The organism is Nocardia sp. 348MFTsu5.1, from assembly GCF_000383535.1.
GTDB classification, from domain to species: domain Bacteria; phylum Actinomycetota; class Actinomycetes; order Mycobacteriales; family Mycobacteriaceae; genus Williamsia; species Williamsia faeni.
Genome location: NZ_KB911513.1, coordinates 51,057 through 77,068, shown reverse-complemented (window position 1 = coordinate 77,068; position 26,012 = coordinate 51,057). Strand labels below are relative to the sequence as shown.

At 65.6% G+C, this 26,012-nt stretch carries 22 protein-coding genes; 15 read left to right on the top strand and 7 right to left on the bottom strand.

Going from position 1 to position 26,012, the window contains the following annotated elements:
* Window positions 1-16: 16 nt before the first annotated feature.
* Genes H290_RS0110940 through H290_RS0110930 form a run of 3 tightly spaced genes read left to right on the top strand, consistent with a single transcriptional unit; the run spans window position 17 to window position 3,412 of the window.
* A complete protein-coding gene (locus H290_RS0110940; protein ID WP_081631554.1) occupies window positions 17-1,636 on the top strand; it encodes an FAD-binding oxidoreductase in 1,620 nt (539 codons plus the stop codon).
* Window positions 1,633-2,556 (top strand): diacylglycerol kinase, encoded by a 924-nt coding sequence (locus tag H290_RS0110935; protein ID WP_020106842.1) that lies wholly within the window; start codon window positions 1,633-1,635, stop codon window positions 2,554-2,556. The genes H290_RS0110940 and H290_RS0110935 overlap by 4 nt, the downstream gene beginning before the upstream one ends.
* Before the next feature lie 19 nt (window positions 2,557-2,575).
* Entirely contained in the window at window positions 2,576-3,412 is an 837-nt protein-coding gene (locus H290_RS0110930; RefSeq protein WP_020106841.1) for a transglutaminase domain-containing protein, read from the top strand.
* Window positions 3,413-3,502: 90 nt separating this feature from the next.
* On the opposite strand, the gene H290_RS0110925 is transcribed toward H290_RS0110930, so the two are convergent.
* Window positions 3,503-4,921 (bottom strand): CCA tRNA nucleotidyltransferase, encoded by a 1,419-nt coding sequence (locus H290_RS0110925; RefSeq protein WP_020106840.1) that lies wholly within the window; start codon window positions 4,919-4,921, stop codon window positions 3,503-3,505.
* Window positions 4,922-5,111: 190 nt separating this feature from the next.
* Here H290_RS0110925 and H290_RS0110920 point away from each other — a divergent pair, with 190 nt between their 5' ends.
* From H290_RS0110920 to H290_RS0110905, 5 genes are read left to right on the top strand one after another with little or no spacing between them, the layout of a single operon-like run.
* Window positions 5,112-6,176 carry an NUDIX hydrolase gene (locus H290_RS0110920; protein WP_231373557.1) on the top strand — a complete coding sequence of 355 codons (1,065 nt, stop codon included), beginning with the start codon at window positions 5,112-5,114 and terminating at the stop codon, window positions 6,174-6,176.
* Complete coding sequence (locus H290_RS28340; protein ID WP_020106838.1) at window positions 6,173-8,743, top strand: DUF6049 family protein; 2,571 nt, start codon at window positions 6,173-6,175, stop codon at window positions 8,741-8,743. The genes H290_RS0110920 and H290_RS28340 overlap by 4 nt, the downstream gene beginning before the upstream one ends.
* Window positions 8,721-8,960 (top strand): hypothetical protein, encoded by a 240-nt coding sequence (locus H290_RS31635; RefSeq protein WP_231373556.1) that lies wholly within the window; start codon window positions 8,721-8,723, stop codon window positions 8,958-8,960. Before H290_RS28340 ends, H290_RS31635 begins: the two co-directional genes overlap by 23 nt.
* Before the next feature lie 22 nt (window positions 8,961-8,982).
* Window positions 8,983-12,651 (top strand): murein biosynthesis integral membrane protein MurJ, encoded by a 3,669-nt coding sequence (murJ, locus tag H290_RS28335; RefSeq protein WP_020106837.1) that lies wholly within the window; start codon window positions 8,983-8,985, stop codon window positions 12,649-12,651.
* A 9-nt stretch (window positions 12,652-12,660) separates the two neighbouring features.
* A complete protein-coding gene (locus H290_RS0110905; protein ID WP_020106836.1) occupies window positions 12,661-13,293 on the top strand; it encodes a DNA-3-methyladenine glycosylase I in 633 nt (210 codons plus the stop codon).
* Here H290_RS0110905 and H290_RS0110900 read toward each other — a convergent pair.
* Window positions 13,284-13,748 (bottom strand): NUDIX hydrolase, encoded by a 465-nt coding sequence (locus H290_RS0110900; RefSeq protein ID WP_028463044.1) that lies wholly within the window; start codon window positions 13,746-13,748, stop codon window positions 13,284-13,286. The two genes, H290_RS0110905 and H290_RS0110900, sit on opposite strands and share 10 nt — an antisense overlap.
* A 202-nt stretch (window positions 13,749-13,950) precedes the next feature.
* On the opposite strand from H290_RS0110900, the gene H290_RS0110895 reads away from it, so the two are divergent.
* Window positions 13,951-14,859, top strand: a complete 909-nt coding sequence (locus H290_RS0110895) for a phosphodiesterase (RefSeq protein ID WP_020106833.1) — start codon at window positions 13,951-13,953, stop codon at window positions 14,857-14,859.
* Here H290_RS0110895 and H290_RS0110890 read toward each other — a convergent pair.
* The 3 genes from H290_RS0110890 to H290_RS0110880 all read right to left on the bottom strand — a co-directional run bounded on the left by H290_RS0110890 (window position 14,856) and on the right by H290_RS0110880 (window position 17,793).
* Window positions 14,856-16,352, bottom strand: coding sequence for a stealth family protein (locus H290_RS0110890; protein ID WP_051121963.1), 1,497 nt, complete (start codon window positions 16,350-16,352; stop codon window positions 14,856-14,858). The two genes, H290_RS0110895 and H290_RS0110890, sit on opposite strands and share 4 nt — an antisense overlap.
* Window positions 16,353-16,519: 167 nt before the next feature.
* Entirely contained in the window at window positions 16,520-17,287 is a 768-nt protein-coding gene (locus tag H290_RS0110885) for a pyrimidine reductase family protein (RefSeq protein ID WP_020106831.1), read from the bottom strand.
* Complete coding sequence (locus H290_RS0110880; RefSeq protein WP_036518658.1) at window positions 17,284-17,793, bottom strand: flavin reductase family protein; 510 nt, start codon at window positions 17,791-17,793, stop codon at window positions 17,284-17,286. The genes H290_RS0110885 and H290_RS0110880 overlap by 4 nt, the downstream gene beginning before the upstream one ends.
* Window positions 17,794-17,962: 169 nt before the next feature.
* On the opposite strand from H290_RS0110880, the gene sigM reads away from it, so the two are divergent.
* On the top strand, window positions 17,963-18,553 hold the full coding sequence (gene sigM, locus H290_RS0110875; protein ID WP_020106829.1) for an RNA polymerase sigma factor SigM: 591 nt from the start codon (window positions 17,963-17,965) through the stop codon (window positions 18,551-18,553).
* Here the strand turns inward: sigM and H290_RS0110870 are convergent.
* The gene (locus H290_RS0110870) at window positions 18,548-19,282 is read right to left on the bottom strand and encodes a TetR/AcrR family transcriptional regulator (RefSeq protein WP_020106828.1); all 735 of its coding nucleotides are present in this window, start codon (window positions 19,280-19,282) and stop codon (window positions 18,548-18,550) included. The genes sigM and H290_RS0110870 overlap by 6 nt on opposite strands.
* 99 nt (window positions 19,283-19,381) lie before the next feature.
* On the opposite strand from H290_RS0110870, the gene H290_RS0110865 reads away from it, so the two are divergent.
* Together H290_RS0110865 and H290_RS0110860 are read left to right on the top strand one after the other, a co-directional pair.
* On the top strand, window positions 19,382-20,887 hold the full coding sequence (locus tag H290_RS0110865; protein WP_020106827.1) for an MFS transporter: 1,506 nt from the start codon (window positions 19,382-19,384) through the stop codon (window positions 20,885-20,887).
* A 4-nt stretch (window positions 20,888-20,891) separates the two neighbouring features.
* Window positions 20,892-21,455, top strand: a complete 564-nt coding sequence (locus H290_RS0110860) for a mismatch-specific DNA-glycosylase (protein WP_020106826.1) — start codon at window positions 20,892-20,894, stop codon at window positions 21,453-21,455.
* Window positions 21,456-22,178: 723 nt separating this feature from the next.
* On the opposite strand, the gene H290_RS30645 is transcribed toward H290_RS0110860, so the two are convergent.
* On the bottom strand, window positions 22,179-23,084 hold the full coding sequence (locus H290_RS30645) for a phosphatase PAP2 family protein (protein WP_196809532.1): 906 nt from the start codon (window positions 23,082-23,084) through the stop codon (window positions 22,179-22,181).
* 125 nt (window positions 23,085-23,209) lie between these two features.
* Here H290_RS30645 and trxB point away from each other — a divergent pair, with 125 nt between their 5' ends.
* From trxB to H290_RS0110835, 3 genes are all read left to right on the top strand, one after another.
* Window positions 23,210-24,226 carry a thioredoxin-disulfide reductase gene (gene trxB / locus H290_RS0110845; RefSeq protein ID WP_020106823.1) on the top strand — a complete coding sequence of 339 codons (1,017 nt, stop codon included), beginning with the start codon at window positions 23,210-23,212 and terminating at the stop codon, window positions 24,224-24,226.
* Window positions 24,227-24,293: 67 nt separating this feature from the next.
* On the top strand, window positions 24,294-24,626 hold the full coding sequence (gene trxA / locus H290_RS0110840; RefSeq protein WP_028463041.1) for a thioredoxin: 333 nt from the start codon (window positions 24,294-24,296) through the stop codon (window positions 24,624-24,626).
* A gap of 170 nt (window positions 24,627-24,796) precedes the next feature.
* On the top strand, window positions 24,797-25,981 hold the full coding sequence (locus H290_RS0110835; RefSeq protein WP_020106821.1) for an N-acetylmuramoyl-L-alanine amidase: 1,185 nt from the start codon (window positions 24,797-24,799) through the stop codon (window positions 25,979-25,981).
* The last annotated feature ends 31 nt before the right edge of the window (window positions 25,982-26,012 follow it).

The window sequence follows — 26,012 nt, the reverse complement described above, 5'->3', positions numbered from 1 at the left end:
TGTAAAACTGTAACTCATGACGGTCGGATTTCCACAGCATTCTCTGCCACTTCCACCAATGCGCTGGGACGGATGGGGCTCGCCCGAGGCGGCCACCGAGCTGTCCGAACCGATCAGGGCGCTGCTCGCCCAGGTCCTCGGTGTCACCGGTGACCCCATTCCGGCTCCGGCAGCCACCGAGATCGAACTCTCCCCGGTTCGGCTCACCGACGCCGACCTCGACGCCCTACGCGGGATCGTCGCCGCCGTGTCGACCGCCGACGGTGATCGCCTGACGCGGTCGGGCGGCAAGTCGACCCTCGACCTCCTGCGCCGCAAGAACCGCACTCAGGATGCACCCGATTGTGTGGTCGAACCCGCGACCGAACAGGAGATCTCCGATCTCCTTCAGTGGTGTGCCGACTCCCGGATCGCGGTGGTGCCCTTCGGCGGCGGCACCGGTGTGGTCGGCGGAGTCGATCCCGAGGCCGGCGAGATGCGCGCCGTGATCAGCCTCGACCTGCGACGATTTGATCAGCTCTTGTCGATCGACACCATCTCCGGCGAAGCCGTTCTGGGTGCCGGGGTCACCGGTCCAGAGGCCGAAAAGCTTTTGGCCGCACACGGATTCTCGCTGGGACACTATCCGCAGAGTTTCCAGTTCGCCACCATCGGCGGCTTCGCGGCCACCAGATCGTCCGGACAGGCCTCCGCCGGCTATGGGCGATTCGACGACATGGTCACCGGACTTCGGGTGGTCACGCCCACCGGGATTCTCGCTCTGGGCGGCGCCCCGAAAACCGCTGCCGGACCCGATCTGCGCCAGATGTTCCTCGGTTCCGAAGGAACTCTCGGCGTGATCACCTCCGTGTCCCTGCGGGTGCACCGGATCGCGCCGGTAACCCTGTACGACGCCTGGCATTTCGCCGACTTCGACTCCGGTGCAGCAGCTTTGCGCGCAGTGGCACAGTCCGGTGGTGGGCCGACGGTGATGAGACTGTCCGACGAGGCCGAAACCGGCGTGAACCTGACCAGCCCGGACAAGATCGGCGCCGACACCGAGACCGTGTCGGGTGGGTGCCTGGCCATCACCACGTTCGAGGGAACCGAGGCGGTGGCCCGGGCGCGCAAGGAGTTGACCGGCGCGCTGTTGGCAGCGGCGGGCGGGACGTCGCTCGGCGACGGCCGGGCGCAGGCCTGGGAGCACGGCCGCTTCAACGCCCCCTACCTGCGAGATGCGCTCCTCACGATCGGCGTCGGCTGCGAGACCCTGGAGACCGCCACCACCTGGTCGAACCTGGCCAGTCTCAAGGCGACGGTCACGAACTCCCTCACCGAGTCCATCGGCCGATCCGGCTCCCCCGCACTGGTCCTCTGCCACATCTCCCACACCTACCCCACCGGCGCCTCGCTGTATTTCACGGTTGCCTACCGCTGCGGCGATGACCCGATCGCCGAATGGAATGGCGTGAAAACTACTGTGAGCCAGGCGATTGTGGACTCCGGCGGCACGATAACCCATCACCACGCAGTGGGATCCGACCATCGGCCGTGGTTGTCCGATGAGATCGGGGACGTCGGTGCCCAGGTGTTGCGTGCGGTGAAATCCGCACTTGATCCCACCGGCATCCTCAATCCGGGCAAACTCATTCCATGACCATCCACCGGGTTGCCGCACTCATCAATCCGTCCGCACGTCACGGTCTGGCCGGCCAGACGTCCAACGCGGCGGTCGAGGCACTGACCGCTGCCGGACTGCAGGTCACCCCATTGCTCGGTTCGAGTGCCGATGAAGCCCTGGAACTCGTCCGCACCGCACAGACATCCGATCATGACGCCGTGGTGGTGGTCGGCGGCGACGGCACAATTCGTCTGGCCCTGCAGGCCGCATATGAGTCCGGCGCGGGCGCCCTGCCCATCGGACTGATGCCCGCCGGCACCGGCAACGACACCGCCCGGGCGCTGGGCATACCGATCCACGATCAGGCGGCCGCCGCCGCGATCATCGCCGCCGGTGCCCGCCGGGTCTGCGACACCGCCACCATCACGCTGGCCGACGGCAGCATCCACGCGTTCGGCACCGTGGCCGCGACCGGCCTCGACGCCCTCGTCACCGAACGCGCCAACACCCTGCCGTGGCCGAAAGGTCAACTGCGATACCCGATTGCGGCGGTGATCGAGCTCGCTCGGATGAAGCCCTTCCCGTATGAGATCACCGTGGACGGCCGGAAACTCGAGCACGACCTCGTGCTGGCATCGGTCGGGAACACCGCAACCTACGGCGGTGGGATGCAGATCACTCCGTCCGCCCTGATCGACGACGGTCACCTCGATGTCATCCTGGTCCACCACGGGTCGCGCCTGAAGTTGATGGGAATGTTCCCAACCATCTACAGCGGCAAGCACATTCACCGAAAGGAAGTGGATCAGGTCCGCGGCCGGCGCATCGAACTCAGCAGTACCCGGCCAACACCGATCTACGCCGACGGCGATCGGATCGGCGAACTGCCGGCAACCATCGAAGTCCGGCCCGGTGCGGTATCGTTCCTGGTATCGGCAGCGTCGGGGGGCGAGTAGAGAATTCTCCTGTCGATCCATGATTTCACTGAATGCTTCAGGAGCAGGTTTGCAAAAACGCGACGTATCAGCCCATCTCGATGTCGAGATCACCGAGGAGACGGATCTCGAGTTCCAGATCGCCGTCGCACCGCATCCCGACGCCGAGGTGACCGAGACACTGTCCTTCGTACTCGACGGACAACCCGTGGAGGCCAAGGAGGTCAGCGGACCGGAGGGCAACCGGATTCATCTGCTGCACGCCGGCGTCGGCAATCTGCAGGTGGCATACGAGGCCACCATCCTCGGCAACACCGCACCCGCGACGGCCACCGACTACGACCAGTCGCTGTATCTGCGCCCCAGCCGGTACGCCGAGGCCGACAAGTTCTTCGGCTGGGCGGCAAAGCAATTCGATCCTTCCGCCAAACCCGCGGCGCTACTCGAATTGGTTGCGGCCTGGGTCGGCAACCACCTCGACTACACCCCCGGAGCCAGTGGCCCGACCGACGGCGCCTCCGACACCCTGCTCGCCGGTGCCGGTGTGTGCCGCGACTACGCGCATCTGGTGGTCGCGGCCCTTCGAGCCCTCAACGTGCCGGCCCGACTGGTCGCCGTCTACGCACCCGGGTGTGACCCGATGGACTTCCACGCGGTGGCCGAAGCGGTTGTCGACGGACAGTGGCGAGTGGTCGATGCCACCTGCCTGGCACCCCGGCAGACCCTGGTCCGCATCTCGACCGGTCGCGACGCGGCCGACACCGCATTCCTCGACAACCACGGTGGCGCAATCAATTTGAACAACGCAACCGTCACCGCCGTGGTCGACGGCACGCTACCGTCCGACGACATCTCCGACCTGATCTCGATCACCTGAGCCATCACTGCCGGCGCTCGTCCACCCGTTTTCGCACCGTCCACCCGCAATATCCGGTGGGCCATGCGAAAACGGGTGGGGGAGTAGCCGTCAGCCCTGCTGCTCGGCCCACCACTCGCGCAATGCCGCCTCGGCTTCCTCATGGGACATCGGGCCTCGATCGAGCCGGAGTTCCTTGAGGTAGCGCCAGGCCTGACCGACCTGGGGTCCCGGCGGGAGTCCCAGCAATTCCATGATGGCGTTGCCGTCGATGGCGGGGCGGACGCGGGCCAGATCCTCGTCCTGCGCGATCCGCGCGATCCGCTCTTCGAGGTTGTCGTAGTTCTGCTGTAGCCGGCGGGCCCGGCGCTTGTTGCGGGTGGTGCAGTCGGCGCGGACCAGTCTGTGGAGGCGGGGGAGTAGGTCACCGGCATCGTTGACGTACCTGCGGACGGCGGAATCGGTCCACTGGTTGTCGCCGTAGCCGTGGAATCGCAGATGCAGGAACACCAGATTCGCGATGTCTTCGATGACCGCCTTCGGATACTTCAATGCGCGCAGCCGTTTGCGGACCATCTTCGCCCCGACCACCTCGTGGTGGTGGAAGCTGACGCCACCGTTGTCTTCGTGCCGGCGGGTGTCGGGCTTGCCGATGTCGTGAAGGATCGCCGCCCAGCGCAACACCAGGTCGGGGTCACCGTCCTCGAGGTCCATCGCCTGCTTCAGCACCGTCAACGAGTGGGTGTAGACGTCTTTGTGCTGATGATGCTCGTCGATCGCGAGTTTCATCGCCGGGATCTCCGGGATCACCCGCTGCGCCAGCCCCGTTTCACACAGCATGTCGATGCCGTCGACCGCGTGCTCACCGAGGATGAGTTTGTCGAGTTCGACGGCGACGCGTTCGACGGTGATCCGGTCGATCTGCTCTGCCATCGCCACGGTGGCCTCGAAAACCCGCGGACTGAGTGAGAAGCCCAGCTGCGAGACGAACCGGACACCCCGCAGCATGCGCAGGGGATCGTCGTTGAAGGAGTCCTCGGGGGCGGCCGGGGTGTCGATCACCCCGGCGAGCAGTGACTCGAGCCCGCCGAGCGGATCGATGAACTCCTGGCTGCCGTCCGCGCCGATCTTGACGGCCATCGCGTTCATGGAGAAGTCGCGGCGGATCAGATCGTCTTCGAGCGACTCCCCGAACCGGACCTCGGGGTTCCGTCCGACCCGGTCGTAACTGTCGGCCCGGAACGTCGTGATCTCGATCTGCTGCCCCGACTTGACCGCACTGATCGTGCCGAAGTCGATGCCGGTGTCCCAGATCGCCTCGGCCCAGCCGCGCAGCAGTTCCTGGACGTCCTGCGGACGGGCATCGGTGGTGAAATCGAGATCGTTGGTCAGTCGGCCGAGCACGGCATCCCGGACCGAGCCACCGACCAGGTAGAGCCCGAACCCGGCGGCGGCAAACTTCGCGCCGAGCGGATTGAGGACATCAGAGTGCTCCCGCAGCGAGACCGCGGCCGCGGCCAACAGGCGCATGCGTCGTTCGCCTGCGCCCGCGGAATCGGCGGCAGGGGAATCAGCGGCAGACGGGGGAGTTGTCACGGGTGGCCAGACTAGCCCAGCACGGCAGGTCCAGGACTTCATGGGCCACCACAGGGTGTGCGTTCGGTGCCTGATCGGCCACGCTGGCGGAAACAGCCGGTTACCGACGACTAGCATCTATTGGGTGTCAGCCGAACCCACAGAGCCGAGTAGGGACGTCACCCGGCGTCCTCGGCGTCGGCGCGGCAATCGCCGCGGGGGCGGCGCAGGTCAGACCACCGATCCCAGGCCATCCGCTGCGGTGTCCGAGTCGCCGGCGTCGAACGACGCCCCGGCACCCGACAAATCGCCCACCGGAGCATCCTCGCGTCGCGCGCGTCGCGGCCGTCGACGCAAGCCGTCACGGCCCGCCGACAACTCGGTCGACGCCGCCCGCAGTGAATCGAGTGGTGTCGCCGGCACCACTGCCACCGAAGGCCGGACTGCGCAGGTCAAGCCCTCCGACGTGGGTAAATCGAGGATGCCCGCGAAGGTGCCGCCGAATCTCGCGAAGCAGCGGTTGCGAACCGTCCGGGAGACCTCCGCCGGGGGCTTGATGGTGTCCGGGCTCGATGGTCCCGGCGACGAGCGATGCGCCGCATTGATCGGCCGGGTGGACCGTCGTGGCCGCATGATGTGGTCGCTGCCCAAGGGTCATATCGAAACCGGTGAGACCGCCGAGCAGACCGCCATCCGTGAGGTCGCCGAGGAAACCGGCATCAAAGGCAACGTCGTCGCGCCCCTGGGCAAGATCGACTACTGGTTTGTCAGCGAGGGCAAACGCATCCACAAGACGGTGCACCACTATCTGATGCGGTTCACCGGGGGAGAACTGTCCGACGCCGACTACGAGGTCGCCGAGGTGGCCTGGGTGCCGCTTGCCGATCTGCCCCGGCGCCTGACGTACTCCGACGAGCGCCGTCTGGCACGCGTGGCCGACGACGTCATCGCCGAACTCACCGCAGATCCCGATCGGATGGCCGAATCGGAGGCATTGGGTGCCCGCACCGAACCCAACGCCTATGAGAAGGCCGCCGCCGCGCGCAACCAGAAACGCAACGAACCCCCGGCTCCCACCCCGAAAGCCCGTCGCCGCCGGCGTCGCGGCCGGCGCGGTTCAGGTCGCGGGAGCGAGGGTTCGGCAGGTAGAAGTGGGGGAGCGGCCGCGAACAGCCCTACCGGCGACTCCGGCCCATCAGAAGCCACGTGAAGGGCGGTTCGATGCGGGCTCCGGGTATCGGCCGCCTGCAGCGGTTCCCGGCGCTCCGGCGACTCCTGATTGTCCTGGGCGTCGCACTCCTGGTTGCGGTACCGCTGGCCCCGGCCGCGACCGCGGCACCCGACGACGATTCGACGTCCGATCAGTTCCTGCAGATCTCTCTCGATTCGATCGATCCGTCGATGGTGTCGACCACCAGCAGCGGCACCGTCACCGCGCGTGGCCACCTGAACAACGTCGGTGACCGGCCGGTCAGCAACATCGCCATGCGGCTGCAGCGCGGTGACGTGATCACCACCAGCGCCGGACTCGGCGACTCGTTGTCGGCCGATCCGAACAGTTTCGAGATCGTCGGCGACTTCGTCGACGTGGCCAAAGCGCTTGCCCCAGGGGCATCGGTGCCCTTCACCTTGCGGATCGCCTTGTCGCAGGACAACTCCGACAAACCCGGTCTCGATATCGACAAGCCCGGTGTCTATCCCATCCTGATCAACGTCAACGGCACGCCCGAATACGGCGATCCCGCCAGACTCGACGATGCCCGCACCCTGCTCCCGGTCATGGGTCTGCCCGAGGACGCCCTCCGCGCCGCCACGCAGAGCTCGGCCGACCTGCAGGCGGCCCTGCCCCGGGCGATGCCGGTGGCACCCGATGGATCCGTCGCACCGGACGTGTCGGCGCCAATGGGCCTGACCCTGCTGTGGCCGATCGCCGCACCCGCCTCGCTCGCACCCGGCGTGACCGGCGGTGGCGACGAGACGGTCCGGCTGTTGGACAACGGATTGCGGCAATCCCTGGAGCCCGGCGGGCGACTCGACACCCTGCTGACCGCGATGGAACAGACCCAGGAACAACAGGCCAACACACCACTGACCCAGAGCATCTGCCTCGCCGTCGATCCCGACCTGCTGGTCAGTGTGCAGGCGATGACCGGTCCGTACCTGGTCACAGACACACCCAGAAATCCGACCGGACCTGCGGTCGAGGGCACCGGATCCGCGGTGGCCGATGCGTGGCTGACCCGGCTGCAGACGCTCGCATCGACGATGTGTGTGGTCGCGACCCCGTTTGCCCACGTGGACATCGACGCACTCGCCCACGTGGACGACGCCGGACTCTCCGAAGCCGCGCTGGCCGCGCCTGCCGACATCGTGGACACCATCCTCAAGGTCCAAAGTGTGCGTGGACTGACCATCGCCACGTCCGGTGTCCTCGACGCCAAGGCCGCCGATGTGGTTCGTCGCACCGGATCTGTCGGCACGATCATCTCCGCGTCGGCGGTCTCGACCATGACACCGACCTCCACCAACGGCGAATACCCGCTCGGCAGCGACCTCGCCGTCCAGACCTTCGATCCCGCGCTGGCCAGTGCGTTGGCCGCGATGGGGACCGACCCGCGGTCGGCGCAGGTCACACCCACCGACCAGCGCGACGGCTGGTTGCGGGGCAGTGACGCCGGCCGGCGGCAGACGGCGCTCGGCGCGATGATGTTCTCCGCGCTGTCCCCGTCCACCCTGGCGCCGGGCAACATCAATCCCGTACCGACCCCGGACGACGACCCGATCGCCAACCGCATCGGACGTGGCGAGGTCCTCATGCCGCCGCCGGCATGGTCGGCCACCGCCGACGACGCGAAGGCCGTGTTGTCCACGGTGACCCAGCTGCTCGCAGCCAATCTGGCCGTCCCGCGGCCGCTCGAGAGCATCGGCTCCGATCTCACCGCCACCGCGTCCGCACCGTCCGGGGCGGCACTGATCGCGCCACCGGCCACCCAGATCACCGGGCCGTCCCTGCAGACCGTCGCCGCGGTGACCACCAGCACCACGCAGACCTGGGACCTCCAGGAATCGATGGTTGCGCGTTCCGACGTCCCGATCACGCCCCAGGCCTACATGGCCCCGCTCCGGGAAGATCTGCTTCGCGCGATGGCGTCGGTCGCACCACAGGACCAGCCGGCCGCCGCGAAATCCGCTTCGATGCGGACCACGGCCGTCTCGGTCACCACTGCCGGGATCAGAGACGGTGTCTCCATCCTCGATCCCGGAGGCCGCTTCACCCTGGCCTCGGAGCGGAGCCCGTTGCTGCTGGTCATCCGCAACGACCTCCCGGTTGCGATGCGCGTCCGGCTCTTCATCAGCGCCCCCACCGGCATGACGGTCGGCAATCTCGGGGTCATCGAGATACCGGCGCAGGGAACCCGGCAGCTCCAGATACCCACCCGTGCCGACCTCTCCAAGTCGATGACCGTTCAGATCGGTTTGGTCACATCCAGCGGTGTCCCCCTGGGCAGCCCGATCGAGCTGTCAGTACATTCCAACGCATATGGACAACCGCTTTTCATCATCACCATCTGTGCCGGGGTACTACTCGTACTCCTTGCCGGCCGACGGCTCTGGCACCGATTCCGCGGTGAACCGGACCCCGCTGACTTCGACCGGCCCGAACCCGACGAACACGAGCGTTTGATGGCCGACAGCCGCGCCCTGCACAGCGGGGGCATCGGACCCTGGGCTCACACCGAGCGCGGTCATCAGCGTGACGGGGACACCAAGCGATGACCGATCAGCCACCACCCCCGCCACCGCGGCGCCGGCCACCGCCCGGTCCGGTGCCGGGCCCGAGACCGGGTCCCCGGCCATCGCCCGGGCCCCCCGAAGGGTTCCGGCCCGCACCCCAGGTACGACCGGCACCGCAGGGACGGCCGGTACCGCAGCAGCAGGCACGACCCGGACCGCAGGCACGACCCACGTACCCGCCGCGGCCGCCGGCCGGTGATCCGGCAGCCGGACGCAGGCAGGTGAACCCCTCCGCTCCCACCTCGATCGCGGTCGAACTCGAACCCGACGAACCAGATGCCGGTACACCGGGCCAGCCGTCCGACGACAGCGTCATGCGGACCAGTGGTTCCATCGCGCTCGCCACCCTCGTCTCACGCATCACCGGATTCGTCCGCACCGTCCTGGTGCTGGCCATGCTCGGCGCGGCGGTCGCGTCGTCGTTCCAGGCCGCCTATGTGCTGCCGAACATGGTGGCCGAGGTTGTCCTGGGTGCGGTACTGACCGCAATCGTCATCCCGGTGCTCGTCCGCGCCGAACGCGAGGACCCGGACGGGGGAGCCGGGTTCATCAACCGGATCTTCACCCTGACGGTCCTGATACTCGGGATCGCGACGTTCATCGCGCTGGTCGCCGCCCCGCTGCTGACGACGCTGAATCTCGGTGACGGCAAGGTCAACAAAGACCTGGCCACGGCCCTGGCATACATGCTGTTGCCGGCCATCCTGTTCTACGGTCTGTCCGCGCTGTTCATCGCGATCCTGAACATGAAGGGCCTGTTCAAACCGGGTGCCTGGGCGCCGGTGCTGAACAACATCGTGCAGATCGCGACGCTGATCGTGTACTACTCCACACCTGGTGAAATCTCGCTCAACCCGGTCGAGATGGGCCAGACCAAGCTCCTGGTCCTCGGTGTCGGCACCACCCTCGGTGTGGTCGCACAGACCCTGATCCTGGTGCCGGCGATCCGGCACAGCGGAGTGAAACTGCGGTTGCAGTGGGGTCTCGATGCCCGTCTGCGCAAGTTCGGCAACATGGCGCTGGCCATCGTTCTCTATGTCGCCGTGCTGCAGGTCGGGCTCATCGTCACCTACCGCATCGCCTCGGCGGCGAGCGCGGATGGCGTCAGCGTCTACGCCACGCAGTGGCAACTGCTGCAGTTGCCGTACGGCGTGCTCGGCGTGACCATCCTGACCGCGATCATGCCGCGACTGTCCCGCAACGCCGCGGCCGACGACACCCACGCGGTGATCGACGACCTGTCCCTCGCCACGCGTCTGACGATGGTCTCGCTGGTCCCGGTGATCGCGTTCATGACGTTCTTCGGCCCTGCCATCGGTGTGGCCATCTTCAACTTCGGCAAGTTCAGCGCCGAGACCGCCTCGCAGTTGGGCAGCGTCCTGACGTGGGGCGCGTTCACGATGATCCCGTACGCGATGACCCTCGTGCAGTTGCGCGTGTTCTACGCCCGCGAGGACGCCTGGACCCCTACGTACATGGTTGTCGGGATCACCGCGGTCAAGGTCGCCGCGTCGTATCTCGGTCCGGTGCTGTTCGACGACCCCGACTACGTCATCCGCTGGCTCGCGCTGTCGAACGGTCTGGGCTATCTGGTCGGTGCCGTGGTCGGCCACTATCTGCTGCGCAGCCGCCTCGGTGGCGCCCGAATGACCAACGTCGGCCGGACCGTGTCCTGGACCATCGTGGTCTCGGTCGGTTGTAGTGCACTGGTGTGGGCGCTGTCCGAGATCTCCGGCCTGCATCATCTCGCCACCGACTACGGCAAGGTCGGGTCGGTCGCCTACCTCGCGCTGGTCGGTATCGTCACCATCTCGCTGATCTACATCGTGCTGACACTGCTGCGCGTTCCCGACGTGCTGGCCGTGGTGGTCGTGGTGCGACGACTGCTGGGACGCTTCATTCCCGCCATCGCACCGGCACCCGAACCCGAGACCGAGGGTGCGGCCACCATGACGGTTCAGTTCCCGCGGATCTCCGGCGAGGAATCTGTTCCGTATTCTGGTCAAGTCGAAGTCATCCGACGCTTCGACCGGGGTACATCGAGCTGGCACGCGTATGCGGTCACAAGCGGCGGCGCTGCCGGAACCAACTTCCGTCAGCCTCAAGACCTGCGGTATCGAAGGAAAGGAGTGGGTGCTTTGGGTAAACAGGATGCCGACAACAAGTCGGTCGAGGCGCCCACGCCGCCACGTCCACCCGCCGGGACTCCCGGTACCGACGAGACCGCGAAGATGAATCTTGCTGCAGCCGCGGCGGCTTCGGCGGCCGCACCCGAAGCACCGGCCGCCGCCCCGCCGCCCGCCCCCCCGCGTCCGCGGGTTCGCCGTGGTCCCCGGCTGGTTCCGGGAGCCGCCGTCGCCGGTGGCCGGTACCGGCTCCTGCAGAATCACGGCGGAGCTCGCGGGCTGCAGTTCTGGCAGGCCCGCGACATCAATCTCGACCGCGATGTGGCACTGACGTTTGTCGACGCCGAGCAGGTCGCGCCGCTACCGGAACCCGGTGTCCGGATCGATCCCCGCGACGAAGGCCCACAGGCCGTGTTGTCGCGGACGCTGCGCCTCGGCCGGATCAATTCGCCCGGCATCGCCCGGGTCCTGGACGTGGTCCGCGGATCGTCGGGCGGAATTGTTGTCGCCGAATGGATCCCGAGTTCGTCGCTGGCCGACGTCGCGAAGTCGAATCCGTCGCCGGTCGGTGCTGCCCGCGCGGTTCGCGCCCTGGCGGCCGCCGCCGAGTCGGCGCACCGGAACGGTGGCGCACTGTCCATCGATCATCCCGAGCGCATCCGGATCAGCCAGGAGGGCAATGCCTTCGTGGCGTTCCCGGGCACCCTGGCCGACTCTGACAAGTCGTCCGACGTTCGTGGTCTCGGTGCCGTTCTCTACGCACTGCTGCTGGCCCGCTGGCCACTGGACGCGCGGACCGGTACCGATCTGGCGACCAGCCGCAAATCCACCGAACCGGTCGGCGGCCTGCCGCCGGCAGCACCCGACAACCAGGGCCTGCCCCGCGAGCCGCGGATCGATCGCCCCGACATCCCGTTCGAGATCTCTGCGGTCGCCGCCCGTGCCCTGGAGGGCAACAGCGGGATCCGCACCGCGGCCACCATCCAGCATGTACTCGACCAGGCAACGGTTCTCGATCAGAAGACCGACCTGATCGCGCAGGTCGGCACCGACGGCAAACCGGTGAGTTCATCGCCGCGGGCGACGCCGAGGACGCTCGGTGGCGGCCGGGATGACGGCGACACCAAGAAGCCGCGCTCGGTGCGCACCATGGCGATCCTGGCCGGAGTGGGACTGTTCATCCTGTTCCTGGTCATCGCGTTGGTCGTCTGGGCGACCAACGCCTTCGGTGGCCAGGACGAGACCCCGGACATCGACTCGATCTTCTCCACCTCCGCAGGCGCCTCCGGAGAGCCGGGCCAGACCGGTCCCGCAGCTCCCGCGGCACCGGTGGGCCTGACCGCGGTGACGATGCTCGACTACTCCGATCAGGAACCCGACAGCCGGGCCAACCTGAACAACGTGCTCACCGGGGCGCCCCCGCCCTGGAAGACCGACGAGTATCGCGGCGGACCCGAGTTCGGCAATCTCAAACCCGGCCTCGGCCTGATGTTCACGCTTGACCGGACTGCGACGATCACCGAGGTGATCGTCCGGTCGCCGACGCCGGGCATGCAGCTCGAGATCCGCACCGCCGACTCCGTCCAGACGACGTTCGAGAGCACCAAACTGGTCGGCTCGGCCACGCTGCAGGGTGAGACGACCAGGATCCCGATCAGTGGTGCCGGGCCGGCGAAGTACGTCATGGTGTGGCTGACGTCCCTGCCGCGCAATGACAGCGGGCGCTACCAGGGCGCCGTCAGCCAAGTGTCGATGACGGGCTAGCAACCCTCGATGCCCGACGATCTTCCCGTGGGTGCGGTCCGCTGCGAGGACGGATTGATCCGTCCCGCGTGGGCCGCCGCGGCGGGCTTGATGCGCGACTACTACGACGTCGAATGGGGCATGCCGGTATCCGGCGAGAACGCGCACTTCGAACGTCTTGCGCTCGAAGGGTTTCAGGCCGGACTGTCGTGGGCGACGATTCTCCGCAAACGTCCGGCGTTCCGGGAGGTCTTCGCCGACTTCGATGTCGACACGGTCGCCGGCTACGGGGACGCCGAGATTGCCGAGATGCTCACCGACGCCCGGATCATCCGGCACCGCGGCAAGATCGAAGCGACCATCGGCAACGCGCGGGCAACCCAAAACCTGCGCGCCGAAGGCGGTTTGGTCGACTTCCTGTGGTCGTTCAAACCGTCCTCGACGCCACGGCCACAGTCGATGGCCGAGGTTCCGACCACGTCCCCGGAATCGGTGGCGATGTCGAAGGCATTGCGGGCAAAAGGTTTTCGTTTTGTCGGACCGACGACCATGTATGCATTGATGGAAGCTGTCGGGATCGTCGACACCCATCTGCTGGTGTCGTTCCGGCGGGGGAGTTCCGGCGTCTGGGCGGAGTCCGGCGAAGGGCCGGGCTACCGCTGATCTGCTCCGACGTGGCGGCGGACCACCTCGGCGAGATTCGTCGGGAAGATCAGTTCGGTACTCGCCTCGATGTCGGCGGGGGACCACCAGCGGTGGTCGAGGATCGTGTGCCGCTCGAGTTCGGTCCAGCCCACCGAATGCGGCTCGAATACCGGAACGAATGCCACGAAATAGACCTCCACCTGGTGGATGGGTTCGCCGGCGAACACGACGTCGAACTCGCGGTGGAGCACCGGTCCGGACATCACCTCGACCAGGTGGCCGGTTTCCTCGAACACCTCGCGGCGGGCGGTCTCCTCATCGGTCTCCTCGCCTTCGCGACCACCGCCGGGTGTGAACCACCAGGTCGGTCCGGTGGCGTTCGACGGATCGACCCCACGGAACAGCAGGGTACGGCCGCTCTCGTCGATCAGGATCATGCGCGCTGCCTGGCGACGACGTCGTACCGATTCCATCCGGACCATCCCTTCCCTGCGAACACCACATTGCCACCAGCGGTCACCGTGTTCGTCCGCAGGTGTTCATCGAATGTCCCCACAGGTGTCGGTGTTCGGAATTCCCGGTGTGCTTGGCTAGTGTGTGTTGGCTGCGGTATCAGCCCCGGGCAGCCGCCCGAACACCGCAGCAGCGCAGTGACGATCGGAAGCGAGTCAGTCGATGATGGCTCGAGCGGCCGAGTATTCCAGGCCCACGCACGCTCTGGTGCACCTCAGCGACACCCATCTGATCGATGGTGGCGGTGATCTGTACGGCGGTGTCGACGCCGCAGCGCGCCTGCGCCAGATCCTGGCCGAACTCAGCGGATCCGGGGACCCCCTCGATGCCCTGGTCTTCACCGGGGACCTGACCGACAAGGGTGACCCGAGCGCATATGCGGCCTTGCGCCGCATGGTCGAGCCCGTTGCCGAGCAACTCGGCGCCGTGGTCATCTGGGCGATGGGCAATCACGACGACCGCGCCGCATTCCGGGTGGGACTGCTCGATGCCGAACCGGACACCGGGACCGTCGACAGCGTGCACGATGTCGGTGGACTGCGCATCATCACCCTCGATTCGACTGTCCCCGGGTCGCACCACGGTGAAGTCACCGATGCCCAACTCGACTGGCTCACAGAGCTTTTGGAAACGCCTGCCGAACACGGAACCATTCTGGCGATGCATCATCCACCGGTGCCGTGCGTTCTCGACCTCGCCGTTGTCGTCGAGTTGCGCGACCAGAAACGGCTCGCCGCTGTGTTGCAGGGCAGTGATGTCCGGGCCATCATCGCCGGACACCTGCACTTTTCGACCACCGGGACATTCGCCGGAATTCCGGTCTCGGTCGCAGCCGCCACCTGTTACAACCAGGACCTCAACATGCCGGCCGGAGCGATGCGCGGACACGACGGGGGACAGGCCTACAACCTCGTCCACGTCTACGACTCCACCGTGCTGCACTCGGTGGTCCCCATCGGCACGTATCCGACTGTCGGCGAATATGTTTCACCGACAGAGGCGGCTCGGCGCCTGGCCGAGGCCGGTGTCGCGATCCCCGCACCGGCGCCGTCGAACCCGGTGAGGCACTAGGCCGGAGGAGCAGGTTCCGCCGACGTCTCCCACGGAGCGACAACCGGGAAGTAGCGGTCGAGGAACCGGGTCACCGTCTGGGTGCGCAACTCGAGATCCACCTCGGGAGTGCTTCCGTCGTTGAGGCAGAAGAAGTCGACATCTCGCCGCGGCAGCATCTTCTCCATCACCTTGAGTCCGGCGACGGCGGTGGTGTCGATGTACTTCACCTTGGCGTCCTTCTGAACCACCGCGCGACCGGTCATCAGCGCGTAGTAGTGGTACAGCGAGTTGGTCACCGAGATGTTGTCGCTGGCGCGGAACACGCTGGCGGCGGTCCCCGCGAACTCATCGGCGAACTCGTCTTCCATCTCCTGCATGACGCTCTTGCGGAGCGGTGTCGCCGCATGCTCGAGGTGCCGGGTTGTCATGAGCCCGAACCGATCCTGCAGCAGCCGGCGATTGACCCTGGCGGCGTTCTCGAAGCCGCTGCGGTCGGTGTTGCTGTATCCCAGACCGATCCGGGTGGTCGCCTCGATGAACATGCTGACGCCACCGGGCGAGAAGAATGCCTGGGGTCCGACCGGACGGCCGAAGAACATGTCGTCGTTCGAATACAGAAAGTGTTCGGACAGTCCCGGGATGTGGTGCAGCTGGCTTTCGACCGCCTGGGAGTTGTGTGTCGGCAAAACCGATGTGTCGACGAAGAATTCCTCGCTCGGAACAAAGGTCACCCGATCATCGTCGGCGAGCCACGCCGGTCGCGGGGAATCGGTGGCCACGAAGATCCGGCGGATCCAGGGTGCGTACATGTGCACCGACCGCAGCGCGTACTTCAACTCATCGATCTGCCGGAATCGCGCAGCTGACGCATCCCCTTCTCCGACAACATAATTCTGCATACGCTTCGCGCGCTGTGCCTGGAATTCGGCCGAGGACCCGTCGACCCAGGAGAAGACGATGTCGATGTCGAAGTTGATGTCGGAGGCATGTCCGGCAAACATGTTCTCGATCGTGGGCCAGGTCAGGCCGAACCGCTCGACCGTGCCGCGAATCGCCTCCTCCGGGCGAATGTTCCGGCGCGTCAGCGAGTTCTCGATCGGCAGGATGATCTCGTCGTCGGTAAAGGACCACAGTTCGATCTGAACCGCGGTCGAGGCACCGTAATGCAAACCGCTGATCGGCTCGACCCGTGGCCGATAGAGCCGGAAGATCCTGGCCTTGGGTGATTGCGACAGGAGTCCGTCCCCTACGAAGACGGCCTTACTCCGTTTGGCGTCAACGGTTTTCGAGTAGAACGGTTCGCTCGCGCACGCCCCGGAAAGCGCAGTCTTCAAGGCGGCGCGGTCGGTCCAGTCGATCGCGATGACAGGGCGTTCGTCGTTGCCGCGAACCAGGAGATACCGGATCCCGGCCACGTCGAGGACTCCGCGGATGAACAGCAGATCCTCGACCATCGCCTCGTGCGGGGTGGTCGACGAGATCGCGAGCGCGTATCGGCCCTCGAACCCCATGACATCGGGCCGCTCCCGCAACCGGGCAGTCGACACCGCTGACTGGTGCACGACCGCCTCCGGCACCGCCGGCTCGGGCGGAACGAGGTAGATATCGTGCGGCGCTGGGGATGAAGTGATGACATTCCTTCCGGGGACGGCATAGCCGAGAGATACCCGGGATGTCATCAGTGTAGTTCCTCTCCTGGCCGCAACCGAATGCCCGATTCACGTACATATCGCAAGAACAGGAAGTCGTCGTGCGAAAGGGCATGCGCGAGTGTCAGACCGCGCGGCGAGGCGAGGGGGTTCGCCGGACGCATGCGTTGTCCATGTTCTTGGAGCCCGGCGAACTTCGGTGCCACCGTCAAACACAACTCGTCGACCAGATCGTCAACGGCCAGTGCGTCCAGCAGCGTCGGACCGCCCTCACACAGAATATGTTTCATCCCACGGTCTTTCAACGCGGCGACCGCCTCGGTGAGGTCGACCGTCTCGTCGCCGACCGCGATGACGTCGGCGCCGCAGTCCGCGGCCCTGGCACGTGCGCGGGTGGTTGTGATGATGATGGGCCGGGGAGTGGCGCCTCTCAGTCGTGAGGTCTCGGGCAGGCCACCGGTAGTGGTGACCACCGCGATCTGGGGTGGGGTCATCGCCCCACGCTGCTCGCGTACCCGCTGGTATGCCTCTTTGAGCACCACCGGCCCGTAGTTCTCGGCACGCACTGTGCCGGCCCCGACCAACACCACGTCGGCGAAGATTCTCAAGGCCTTCAGCAGCGCTTGGTCGGTGGCACCCGAGATCTGACCTACCCGCCCGTCAAACGCCGCCTGCCCGTCGAGGCTCGTCACCATGTTTGCCCGGACGCCCACGGGCGGATCCCCGTACCAGTCGGCGGCGAGCGCTGCGATATCCACGGGGCCCGACGGCAACAACTGCACCTTTGAGTTGTTCATGCGTCGTGTCCCGGCTCGAGATCTTTCACGTCAGAGAAACTCACCAATTCCTCGGCGGCTGCAGGTGTTGTCGCTCCATCAAATGGTTCCATCAGAACTCCGAGATGGTCGCCGGCGTCGATCCTGCGGACTATTCGTCCCACGAACCAGGCGGCAGCATCATCGAGAATCGGCAACCCGTGCGGTCCTTCGTGCCACTGGCATTGCTGGAACTTGTCGATTTCGTCACCGGTCTCCGAACCAAAAAAGCGCGCGAGGTCGACGTGTTCGCGAGCGAGGACGTGTACGGCGAGATACTCCGCGTCCTGGGCCACCCCGAACGTGTGGTTCTTCTTGGACAAACCGACAAAGAACCGGGACGGATTGATGCTGGCCTGGCTCGCAAAGCCGACCAGACATCCGGACAGCCGATCCGACGCACGCGTCGTCACGACAAACATCGGATAGTCCAACTGACCCACCAACTGCTCGAAAGCAGGTTCAGTTGAATCCTGTTCATTTACCACTATTCGTCCTTCGTCACACCGATCACAACGTTTCACGGACACATTCCGCTTTCAGTGTCTCCTCATGACGACGAACGCAAACCTCACCGGCACATACCGCAGGTGTTTTGCGTGCGCGGATTTCGCGGCTGTGATAGCACCGGGCGACCGCCTCCACTAGTCTCCATCCATGGCCGAGTGGGGGGAGGTCTGTGGGGATGACGCGCGGACTGACGAAGAATTGCTGGCGGCTCATGTGGAGGGGGACAGGGATGCGTTCGGAATACTGATCACGCGACTGCAGGGTCATTTGTGGGCCGTTGCGCGCCGGACCTCGCAATCCGACGAGGATGCGGCAGACGCGCTGCAGGATGCGCTGCTCAAAGCACATCGCATGGCCGACCGGTTCCGGGCCGACTCCAAGGTCAGCTCGTGGATGCACCGCATCGTGGTCAACACCTGCCTCGACCGGATCCGGCGCAACAAGGCGCGCCCGACCGTACCGCTACCCGAATTCGACATCACCGAGATCGCCGATCCACGCGACCAGCACGGTGACGTCGACCTCACCCTGTCGATCGGACGAGCCCTCGACACCCTGCCGGCGGATCAACGTGCCGCGATCGTGGCTGTCGACGTCGAGGGTTACTCGGTGGCCGAGGCCGCGGCACTCCTGGGCGTACCGGTGGGGACCATCAAGAGCCGGTGTGCGCGGGGCCGCGCGAAACTTGCTGTGAGCCTTGGCCATCTGCGCGCACCCGCAGAAGAAACCAACTCATGAGGCATTAATCCGCGCCTGAAGGCCGGCGAAGATCACCTCGAGGCCGAAGGTGAGCTCTTCGTTGTAGAAGTCACCGTTGGTGTTCGGCGTGTCCGCAACTGCGTCGATCAGACGCGGATAGCGCTCGGGAACAGCAAGTTTGAGAATGGATGCTTCGTAAGCCCCGTCGTCGGTCGTCGTACCACGTTCGGTGACGGCCCCCAACTGCACCGATTGCCGAACATGGTTGCGCACAAATCCGTCCACCAGCAACAGCGCGGACAGCTTCTGCTGACCGGTCATCGGCACATTCTCGAAGCACTGCAACCCAGATTCTGTCCAGGTCAACAGATTTGGCGTGACCGGCGCGGTGTGCATGGGCGCCATCACCACCCACGGTCTGGCCACCAGCGCCGCTGCGATCGCGCGCGCCCACTGATCGAGTCGGGTGCGCCAGGCTCCGGTGGCGGTCAAGAGCGGATCGGCCGGACCGTATGCCACGTCGAGCATGACCTGCTGCAACTCGTCACGGGAATCGACGTATCGGTACAGCGACATCGTGGTGAGTCCCAGCGATTCGGCGACCGCCTTCATCGACACCGACTCCCAGCCGCGCTCGTCGGCCAGCGCAACCGCTGCAGCCCCGATGTCGGCGATGGACAGCGTCGGTTTGGGCCCCCGACGGCCGCCCTCCTCACGACCCCACAGCAACTGCAGATACCGCGGCATGGGTCGATCGTCGGTGGTCATGGGGCAATCCTACTAACTGCTTGCCACATACACAGTTAACTGGTTACCATTCGTCTGCACCATATACAGTATGTGTCATACACAGTTTGGAGTGCTTCCATGCCCAGCACACGATCTCCATGGTTCAGCCTCGCCGCACTGTGCCTGCCGATGCTCATCGTCTCGATGGACGTCTCCGTATTGTTTTTTGCCGTACCGTTCATCTCCGCAGACCTCGATCCCTCTCCTGCCCAGCAGTTGTGGATCTTCGACATCTACGGATTCGTCCTCGCCGGACTGCTCCTGGCAATGGGCGCTGTGGCCGACCGGATCGGACATCGCCGCCTGCTGCTCATCGGGGCCGCCGGATTCAGCGTCGCCTCAGTGCTTGCCGCCTACGCGACCAGCGCCGAGATGCTCATCGGGGCCCGGGCGCTCCTCGCCGTCTCCGGTGCCACGCTGATGCCCTCGACGCTGGCATTGGTGCGGCACATCTTCACCGACGAGACCCAGCGGGCCAAGGCCGTGGCCACCTGGACTGCTGTGATGACCGGGGGAGTGGCGGTCGGCCCGATCATCAGTGGCATTCTGCTGGAACATTTTTGGTGGGGATCTGTGTTCTTGATCAACATCCCGGTGATGGTGCTCTTGGTGATCGTGGCCCCGATCCTGCTCCCGGGCGACACCGGCGACCGGAAGCGCCGTATCGATGCGCTGAGTTCGCTTCTGGTGCTGATCACCATCCTGCCCGTCATCGAAGGCGTCAAGGCGATCGCCGCCGACGGCTGGTCTCCTGCGCACGTCGCCTATCTGGTTCTCGGAGTAGCGGCCGGCCTGATGTTCGTCCGTCGCCAACACCACCTGGCCGAGCCCTTGGTCGACCTCACGCTCTTTGCCGATCGCCGGTTCTCCACCACCATCTGGATCAACCTCATCGCCATGTTCGGCATCCTCGGCAACGCGATCATGATGACCCAGTATCTGCAGTCTGTCCTCGGACGATCACCACTGTCCGCGGCAGTCTGGAGTTTGCTTCCCTCGATCGCGATCGCCCTTGTCGCGCCACTGGCCGCGGTCCTGGCCTCCCGAATCGGCCGGCCACCGGTGATGGTCGGGGGCCTGCTGGTGGCCGGCGGCGGATTTGTGATCCTGGCCGCATTCACAACTACAGACTCGCTGGTGTCCGTCCTGGTCGGTGCAACGTTCCTGGCCGGCGGGCTGGTCGCCACCAGTGCCATGGTTTACGACTACGTCGTCGGAGTCACCCCGGCCGAACGCGCCGGTGCCGTCGCGGGCCTGTTGGAGACGACCACCGAACTCGGTGGCGCGCTCGGCATCGCCATCCTGGGGAGCGTCGTCAACATGGTGTACCACAACACATTCCAGTATTCGGGCGCCTCGGACGACTCGGCGCGCGAGAGTCTGGGTGGTGCCCTGGCAATTGCCCGGGGGTTGCCGGCGAACACGGGCGACGCCCTGGTGGACGCCGCTCGTGCCGCCTTTGTGAACGGTGTTGCCGTCGCGTCGTTGGTGGGTGCGGTGGTCATGGTGCTCACCGCACTGGCCGCGATCCACCTGCTCCGTCAACCCGCCGACGCTGCGTCCCCATCGACTGCGGTCTACTGATGCGATGGGTTTCACGCGCGCAGAACTCGAGTCGTACCGCGACGCCGTCATCCCCGACCTGGTCGGTCCGGGTTGCCGATTGCTGTTCGTCGGGATCAATCCGGGGTTGTGGACAGCTGCCACGGGTGCGCATTTCGCTCGCCCGGGCAATCGCTTCTATCCGGCGCTGGCGCGCGCCGGAATCGTCGACCGCGTGATCGATGCCTCGGCAGGGTTCACCGATGCGGACCGGAAGTTGTTGACAGACAACGGTATCGGCATCACCAATCTGGTGCGCAGAGCCACGGCCCGCGCGGACGAACTGACTGCCGAAGAATTGCGGATCGGCGGCGAAGAATTGATAGAGACCGTCCGCGCTGTATCGCCGAAGATGATTGCGGTTGCCGGAATCACCGCATATCGGACGGCATTCGGAGAACGGAAGGCAGCGGTGGGACTTCAAGACCGCACCATTGCGGGTGTCCCGGTCTGGGTGGTCCCCAACCCCAGCGGGCTCAACGCCCATGCCACGGTCGACTCGCTCGCCGCCGCGTATCGGCAGCCCGCAGAGGCCGCGGGCATCGTCTGAGAACAATCTCCACAGATTCTCCGATCTCGATGGAACCGACCGGCCCACGAGGGCGTCCTACTTGGTATTGATGACCCAGCGATCGAGATGACGAGGGAAGGGATCCGCACGATGTTCGGAATCGGCGACCGAGTGCACTCACCCGGTGAGTTGCCCGAACCACCGTATTCCGTGGACGTGATCGCTGATCTGCATGCCGGTGTGTACCCGGACGAGTTCTCGGAGCAGCTGTTACCCCTGGTGCTCGCCGATCCCGATGCCGGCGCCATCTGGATGGCGCTCGAGGCCACCACCGCGCAACTGGCCGAACTACCCGACTCATCGCTCCCGCTGCCACCGTTTGCCCAGGAGCGAATCGATCAGACCCTGCGAACACTCGCCCCCGGCAGCACCACCGATCAGCAGGTCACCTGGTTGTCCCGTCATCGCGGCGCCGTCGTGTCGTCGGTGGCAGCAGCCGCCGCGGTGGCGGGGATCGCCGTGGCCACCACGTTTGCATTCACCGGCGATTCTCCCGACACGGAATCGACGCCGATGGCCACCCGGACCAGCCCGATCGCCACCCTGCCCGGCAATGTCCTGCCCGACAGCGATCTGCCCACCGCCACGCTACTGAGCGTTCTCGGCAACACCGAGGGTGGAGCATTTGTCGATCCCGTGGCCCAGGATCGATGTCTGCAGGCCAATCAGATCCCGCCGGCGACCACCATTCTGGGATCGGGCTCAATCAACAACGCCGGTCGCCCTGCCGTAGTGATTCTGCTGTCCACCGGAACGATAGGGACGTTCGATGCGCTGGTGGTCGGCACCGACTGCACCACGGGCAACCCCGCGACCATCAGCCGGACCACGATCGGCGACAAGTGAGGCAATGGCCACAGCGGCGGCCAGACCCACCGGCGCCACGGCCAGGTGGCCGGTTGTCACGGCCCATACCAGGGGGCCGACGGCTGCCACCACCGCTGTGACCACCCCGACGAGGAACCGACTGTAATTCTCGACACTGCCTCGTCCGCGAGACGGCGGCACCAGGTGCATGAGTGCGGCCGCCAGTAATACCGATCCGATGAGGTCGCTCGGGCGGTGCCATCCCCAGACCATCAGATCCTGCGACACCAGCGTCAGCCACCCGACCCCGGCAACTGCCGCGACCGGCGCGACAGAGCGCGGCGCAGCCCGAACGATCGCGGCCACACACCCGGCAGCGGCCACTGCGTGCCCGCTCGGGAATGTATTGGTCACCCAGCCCAGCCCATCGAAGTCCGGGCGGGTCAGCAGTTCATCGCGCAAGAACTGCGTGAGCACGATACCGACCACCGGAAGTGCAAGCAGCACAAGAATACTCAGCCGCCGACGCGCCATCAGTCCCAATCCGATGATCGCCACGACCGACACCAGCCACAGCCTCAGGTCGGTGACGGACCCCAGCCCGACGACGTGGGGGAGATCCGCGGTCGCGCCGGTTCCACGCAGGGACAAGAAGGCCCGCTGATCGGCACCTTGACCGACCTCGGTGTGTACTGCCACCACAAAGACGGCGATGAAGGCGGCCACCAGCGATACCGCCCACAACAGCGACGACAGCGACAACTGTGCGCGCGACGTACGTGAGGGGGACGGCCGATACATACACTCCATGGTGCAGGAGAAACCTGTGAGCCTTCTCAGGCTCGTGCGTTGACAGAGAACCGGGAACAGAAGCCCTTAGGCTGACGTTATTGAAGCTGTCACCCAGTCAGGAAAGTAGAGCATCGATGACCTCAGCAGGTACCGACACCGTTCACGACGTGATCATCATCGGATCAGGTCCGGCGGGCTACACGGCAGCCGTTTACGCGGCGCGTGCAGATCTATCACCGGTTGTTTTCGAGGGCACCCAGTTCGGCGGTGCACTGATGACAACCACTGAGGTCGAGAATTTCCCGGGCTTCCAGAAGGGCATCCAGGGCCCCGAGCTCATGGAAGAGATGCGTGAGCAGGCGATTCGCTTCGGTGCGGACCTGCGCATGGAAGACGTCGACGCCGTGCGTCTGACCGGTGAGATCAAAGAGGTCGAGGCCGGAGGCGAGACCTACCGTGCCAAGGCCGTCATCCTCGCCATGGGTGCAGCTGCCCGCTACCTCGACGTCCCCGGTGAGCAGGAACTGCTCGGCCGCGGCGTCTCGGCCTGTGCCACGTGTGACGGCTTCTTCTTCCGCGACCAGGACATCGTCGTGATCGGTGGCGGTGACTCCGCCATGGAGGAAGCCACCTTCCTCACCAAGTTCGCGCGCAGTGTCACCGTGGTCCACCGCCGCGATGAGTTCCGCGCGTCGAAGATCATGCTGGAACGGGCCCGGGCCAACGACAAGATCCGTTTTGTCACAAACACCACGATCGGCCGGGTTCTCGGCGAGACCTCGGTCGCCGGCCTCGAGCTGGTCGACACCGTCACCGGTGAGACCTCCCAGCTCGACGCCACCGGCATGTTCGTCGCGATCGGGCACGATCCGCGCAGCGAACTGATCAAGGGTCAGGTCAATCTCGACACCGACGGATATGTCGTCGTCGACGGCCGCACAACCTACACCTCGGTGCCCGGTGTGTTCGCGGCCGGCGATCTCGTCGACCACACGTACCAGCAGGCCGTCACCGCCGCCGGTTCGGGCTGCGCGGCAGCGATCGACGCCGAGCGCTGGCTCGCCGACCAGGCCGATTCCTCCACCCACGAGGTCCCCGAGGCAGTCGGGGCCGACGCTGTCGGTACCCACGCTGTCGGGGCACAGGCCTGAACCACCGACCACCGCATCACCCGTTCAGATGGACGGACCTCAACGCACGTGTGAAAAGGAGAACACAATGGGAGCAAACACCGTGGCCGTCACTGATGCCACGTTCAAGGAACAGGTTCTCGGGGCGGACAAACCGGTCCTCGTCGACTTCTGGGCCACCTGGTGCGGACCGTGCAAGATGGTCGCACCGGTTCTCGAAGAGATCGCCGGCGAGAACTCCGGAAAGATCACCGTCGCCAAGCTCGACGTTGACCAGAACCCCAACGTGGCCAGGGACTTTCAGATCATGTCGATCCCGACCATGATCCTCTTCGAAGACGGCAAGCCCACCAAGACCATCGTCGGCGCCAAGGGCAAGGCTGCCCTGCTGCGCGAGCTCGACGGGGTACTCGGCAAGTAAGATCGCCCTCGGGCAATCGCGGCCAGTCATCAGTAGTGTGACCTCAAAGGTCCCGTACTGATGCCTGGCCGTATTGGCTCTGTCGGGGGATAGCTGAGACACTTGCTAGCGAGTTGGGGGAGTCCCGACTCATCGAGATCCACGTATTCGCTAGAGGGAAGGCCACTGTGATGCCGTTGTTCCGGTTGGGGGATCACGGTTCCGCTGTCGCCGAAATACGGGCAATCCTGACAAATCAGGGTCTGCTTGCAGACGTGGTGCCCCAGTTGGGTCGTGCCGTCGATGCCAACGGCTGGGCACTGCCCGAAGCCGTCTTCGATGCCGAGACCGACCAGGCCGTTCGTGCCTTCCAGCAGCAACGTGGACTTCTCGTCGACGGCATCGTCGGCCCCGCCACTTTCGGTGCGCTCCACGAGGCGTCATTCCGCCTCGGTGCACGTGTGCTGTTCTACCAACTGTCGGCCCCGATGCACGGCGACGACGTCGCGACGCTGCAGTCGCGATTGCAGAATCTCGGGTACTACACCGGCCTCGTCGACGGCCATTTCGGCGGCGACACCTACACCGCACTGTGCAACTACCAGAGCGAGTTCGGACTGAGCGCCGACGGCATCTGCGGGCCGGCAACCCTGCGTTCCCTGGAATTGCTCGGAACCCGGGTCACCGGAGGTTCTCCACACGCGATTCGCGAAGAGGAGCACGTCCGCCGTCTCGGACCACAACTGTCCGGCAAGCGCATTGTGATCGATCCCGGTTCCGGTGGTGACCACCCCGGCGCCGATCCCCGGGAGTCGGCCATCGAAGCCGAAATCCTGTGGGATCTCGCACGCCGTCTCGAGGGCCGGATGATCGCGGCCGGAATGGAAACATTCCTCTCCCGCGCCGAGGATCAAAATCCGTCCGACATAGAACGTGCCGAGACCGCGAATTCCATTGGCGGCGACTTACTCATCGCGCTGCGATGTGCTCACTACCCGAACAGCAGCGCCAGCGGTGTGGCCTGCTTCCACTTCGGAACCCCGCACGGGTCGACGTCGATGATCGGACGTTCCCTCTCGGGCTTCATCCAGCGCGAGATCGTCGCGAGAACCGAACTGCGCGACTGTCGTTCGCACGCGCGCACCTGGGATATCTTGCGGCGCAGCCGGATGCCCGCGGTTCAATTGGACATCGGCTACATCAGCAATCTTCACGACGCCACCGAGCTGAGCAATCCCGCGGTCCGGGACACGATCGCCGAGGCCATACTCGTTGCGGTCAAGCGCCTGTACCTACTCGGACAGGATGATCAGCCCACCGGCACCTACACGTTTGCCGCACTACTCGCGTCGGAGCAGATTCCCCGCTACACCTGACCTGGCTGGTCCCAGACTCACCCTCGTGCCC

What these genes read in the sequence shown, in the direction of transcription:
- H290_RS0110930 (WP_020106841.1), top strand. Translation starts at nt 2,576, where the DNA reads ATGATTTCACTGAATGCTTCAGGAGCAGGTTTGCAAAAACGCGACGTA.
- trxB (WP_020106823.1), top strand. Translation starts at nt 23,210, where the DNA reads ATGACCTCAGCAGGTACCGACACCGTTCACGACGTGATCATCATCGGA.
- H290_RS0110890 (WP_051121963.1), bottom strand. Translation starts at nt 16,352, where the DNA reads ATGGGGTTCGAGGGCCGATACGCGCTCGCGATCTCGTCGACCACCCCG.
- H290_RS0110885 (WP_020106831.1), bottom strand. Translation starts at nt 17,287, where the DNA reads ATGAACAACTCAAAGGTGCAGTTGTTGCCGTCGGGCCCCGTGGATATC.
- H290_RS0110895 (WP_020106833.1), top strand. Translation starts at nt 13,951, where the DNA reads ATGATGGCTCGAGCGGCCGAGTATTCCAGGCCCACGCACGCTCTGGTG.
- H290_RS0110935 (WP_020106842.1), top strand. Translation starts at nt 1,633, where the DNA reads ATGACCATCCACCGGGTTGCCGCACTCATCAATCCGTCCGCACGTCAC.
- H290_RS0110865 (WP_020106827.1), top strand. Translation starts at nt 19,382, where the DNA reads ATGCCCAGCACACGATCTCCATGGTTCAGCCTCGCCGCACTGTGCCTG.
- H290_RS0110925 (WP_020106840.1), bottom strand. Translation starts at nt 4,921, where the DNA reads ATGCGCCTGTTGGCCGCGGCCGCGGTCTCGCTGCGGGAGCACTCTGAT.
- H290_RS0110860 (WP_020106826.1), top strand. Translation starts at nt 20,892, where the DNA reads ATGGGTTTCACGCGCGCAGAACTCGAGTCGTACCGCGACGCCGTCATC.
- sigM (WP_020106829.1), top strand. Translation starts at nt 17,963, where the DNA reads ATGGCCGAGTGGGGGGAGGTCTGTGGGGATGACGCGCGGACTGACGAA.
- H290_RS0110835 (WP_020106821.1), top strand. Translation starts at nt 24,797, where the DNA reads ATGCCGTTGTTCCGGTTGGGGGATCACGGTTCCGCTGTCGCCGAAATA.
- H290_RS0110900 (WP_028463044.1), bottom strand. Translation starts at nt 13,748, where the DNA reads ATGGAATCGGTACGACGTCGTCGCCAGGCAGCGCGCATGATCCTGATC.
- H290_RS30645 (WP_196809532.1), bottom strand. Translation starts at nt 23,084, where the DNA reads ATGTATCGGCCGTCCCCCTCACGTACGTCGCGCGCACAGTTGTCGCTG.
- trxA (WP_028463041.1), top strand. Translation starts at nt 24,294, where the DNA reads ATGGGAGCAAACACCGTGGCCGTCACTGATGCCACGTTCAAGGAACAG.
- H290_RS0110905 (WP_020106836.1), top strand. Translation starts at nt 12,661, where the DNA reads ATGCCCGACGATCTTCCCGTGGGTGCGGTCCGCTGCGAGGACGGATTG.
- H290_RS0110940 (WP_081631554.1), top strand. Translation starts at nt 17, where the DNA reads ATGACGGTCGGATTTCCACAGCATTCTCTGCCACTTCCACCAATGCGC.
- H290_RS0110870 (WP_020106828.1), bottom strand. Translation starts at nt 19,282, where the DNA reads ATGACCACCGACGATCGACCCATGCCGCGGTATCTGCAGTTGCTGTGG.